The sequence below is a fragment of the Streptomyces torulosus genome, assembly GCF_001419765.1.
Classification (GTDB): domain Bacteria; phylum Actinomycetota; class Actinomycetes; order Streptomycetales; family Streptomycetaceae; genus Streptomyces; species Streptomyces torulosus.
The window spans coordinates 1-2,942 of sequence record NZ_LIRK01001006.1 but is presented as its reverse complement, the minus strand read 5'-3'; the positions used below and the strand labels follow the sequence as shown (position 1 = coordinate 2,942).

Annotated in this window: 2 protein-coding genes; both read right to left on the bottom strand. The window is 71.7% G+C overall.

Going from position 1 to position 2,942, the window contains the following annotated elements:
• Positions 1-443: CHAD domain-containing protein (locus AOK23_RS43585; RefSeq protein ID WP_240496858.1), on the bottom strand; the 443-nt coding region annotated here is incomplete at its 3' end.
• Positions 424-2,874 carry an RNA degradosome polyphosphate kinase gene (locus tag AOK23_RS43580; protein WP_055717873.1) on the bottom strand — a complete coding sequence of 817 codons (2,451 nt, stop codon included), beginning with the start codon at positions 2,872-2,874 and terminating at the stop codon, positions 424-426. The genes AOK23_RS43580 and AOK23_RS43585, both read right to left, overlap by 20 nt.
• Between the last annotated feature and the right edge of the window lie 68 nt (positions 2,875-2,942).

Below are 2,942 nucleotides of genomic sequence, written 5' to 3'. Positions count from 1 at the left end.
GAACGCGCGGGCCCGGTCGGGCCCGCGCGTTCCGACCCGGCGGTGCGGCCGGCCACGGGGGCGCCGGCCTGGGAGGGGAGGGCGGCGGCTGCTCCGGACAGCCGGTTCAGGGCCGCCACCAGGCGGTCCAGCCGGGCCGCGTAGGCGTGCTCGCGGCCCAGGGTGCCCGACAGCCAGGCCAGTTCGGGGCGGAGGGACTCCGACCAGTCGGCGTCGAGCAGCGGACGGAAGGTGTGGAGGGTGCCGCTGATGCGGCGGGCCGAGCGGCGCAGGGCGAGCGCCGCGTCGGTGGACTCCTCGGCTCCGCCGGCCGCGCCTCCACCGGTCTCCCGGTGGGTGCGCAGCGCGCGGAGGAACTCGGTGGCCTGGGTCCGCAGATACCCGGCGAGGGCGTCGGCGGCGACGGCCGTGGAGTTCCTGGGGTCAAGGTGTTGCTGTGCCACGCCGGCGCCTCCGGGCGTCAATGAGCATCTCCTGGACGTTGCGCAGGGGCTGGCCGTCCGTGTCGGTCGAGTGCCGGGTCCACTCGCCGTCGGGGCCGAGGTGCCAGGAGGAGGTCGTGTCGGACATACCGGTCTCCAGCAGGCGGTTGAGGGCCGCCCGGTGCGCCGGGTCGGTGACTCGTACGAGGGCCTCGATCCGGCGGTCGAGGTTGCGGTGCATCATGTCGGCGCTGCCGATCCACACCTCGGGCTCGCCGCCGTTGCCGAAGGCGAAGATCCGGGAGTGTTCGAGGAAGCGGCCGAGGACGGAGCGGACGCGGACGTTCTCCGAGAGGCCGGGGACGCCGGGGCGTACCGCGCAGATGCCACGCACCCAGATGTCGACGGGCACCCCGGCCTGCGAGGCCCGGTAGCAGGCGTCGATCAGGGCCTCGTCGACCATCGAGTTGACCTTGATGCGGACGGACGCGGGACGTCCGGCGCGGTGGTGCTGGACCTCCTTGTTGACGCGGGCGATCAGTCCGTCGCGCAGGGACTTGGGGGCGACGAGGAGCCGGCGGTACGTCTCGCGGCGGGAGTAGCCCGAGAGACGGTTGAACAGGTCGGAGAGGTCTGCGCCGACCTGCTGGTCGGCGGTGAGCAGACCCAGGTCCTCGTAGAGGCGGGCCGTCTTCGGGTGGTAGTTGCCCGTGCCGACGTGGCTGTAGCGGCGCAGGGTCTCGCCCTCCTGGCGGACCACCAGGGACAGCTTGCAGTGGGTCTTCAGACCGACCAGGCCGTAGACGACGTGGCAGCCCGACTCCTCCAGCTTGCGGGCCCACTTGATGTTGGCCTGCTCGTCGAAGCGGGCCTTGATCTCGACCAGGACGAGGACCTGCTTGCCGGACTCGGCGGCGTCGATCAGCGCGTCCACGATCGGGGAGTCGCCGGAGGTCCGGTACAGGGTCTGCTTGATGGCGAGGACGTCCGGGTCGGCGGCCGCCTGCTCCAGGAACGCCTGCACGGAGGTGGAGAAGCTGTCGTACGGGTGGTGCAGCAGGACGTCCCGCTCGCGCAGCGCGGCGAAGATGTCGGGCGGCGACGCCGACTCGACCTCGGCGAGGTCGCGGTGGGTGCCGGCGATGAACTTCGGGTACTTCAGCTCGGGCCGGTCGAGGGCGCCGATGCCGAAGAGACCGGTGAGGTCGAGGGGGCCCGGCAGCGGGTACACCTCGGCCTCGGAGATCTTCAGCTCGCGGACCAGCAGGTCGAGGACGTACCGGTCGATGGACTCCTCGACCTCCAGGCGCACCGGCGGCCCGAAGCGGCGCCGCATGAGCTCCTTCTCCAGGGCCTGGAGCAGGTTCTCCGCGTCGTCCTCCTCGACCTCCAGGTCCTCGTTGCGGGTGAGGCGGAAGGCGTGGTGCTCCAGCACCTCCATGCCCGGGAACAGCTCCTCCAGGTGGGCCGCGATCACGTCCTCGATCGGGACGTAGCGGCTGGGGGAGGCCTCCAGGAAGCGGGAGAGCAGCGGCGGGACCTTCACACGGGCGAAGTGCCGGTGGCCGGAGACCGGGTTGCGGACGACCACGGCCAGGTTCAGCGACAGGCCCGAGATGTACGGGAAGGGGTGCGCCGGGTCCACGGCGAGCGGGGTGAGGACGGGGAAGATCTGGTGCCGGAAGAGAGTGAACAGGCGGGCCTGCTCCTTCTCGGTGAGCTCGCCCCAGCGGACCACGTGGATGCCCTCCTCGGCGAGGGCCGGGGCGATGTCCTCGTGGAAGCAGGCGGCGTGCCGGGCCATCAGCTCACGGGAGCGGGCCCAGATCATCTCCAGCACCTCGCGGGGCTGGAGACCGGAGGCGGACTTGGTGGCGACACCGGTGGCGATGCGGCGCTTCAGACCGGCCACCCGGACCATGAAGAACTCGTCCAGGTTGCTGGCGAAGATCGCGAGGAACTTGGCCCGCTCCAGCAGGGGCGTGTTCGGGTCCTCGGCGAGTTCCAGGACACGCTCGTTGAAGGCGAGCCAGCTGCGCTCCCGGTCGAGGAAGCGGTTCTGCGGCAGGCGGTCGCCGTCGTACGGCGCCTCCTCGTAGCCGTCGAGGTCGGCGTCCATGTCGGGTTCGAGATCGGAGACGACCGCGGCCACCGTGTGCGGGCGGTGCGCGGCTATGGAGCCGACGGACGGCTGCGCGTGCTGGACCTGTGCCTGGGCGTTGGACTGGCTCATGGCACCATTCTTCCGCGCCGCGAGCATCACAGGCGCGTCGGAGAGCGCCGGAGGGAGCGCGACGGCGTTCCCGGCGATGTCCGCGTCGATCCGCGCGACGACGTCGTCGGTGCCGCCGGGGTGGGCCGCGGTGGCCGCGGGACGGCCGCTGCCCGCGCTCTTCCCGTTGCTTGGGCCGTTGCGTGGGGGAGGCGAGGGCTCGGGCGGGACGGGGTTCATTGCGGAAGCGTCGCAAGGTCGTCTGAATCGCCGGTTACGGAGACCTTACGTGCGGGATAGCGCAGGGA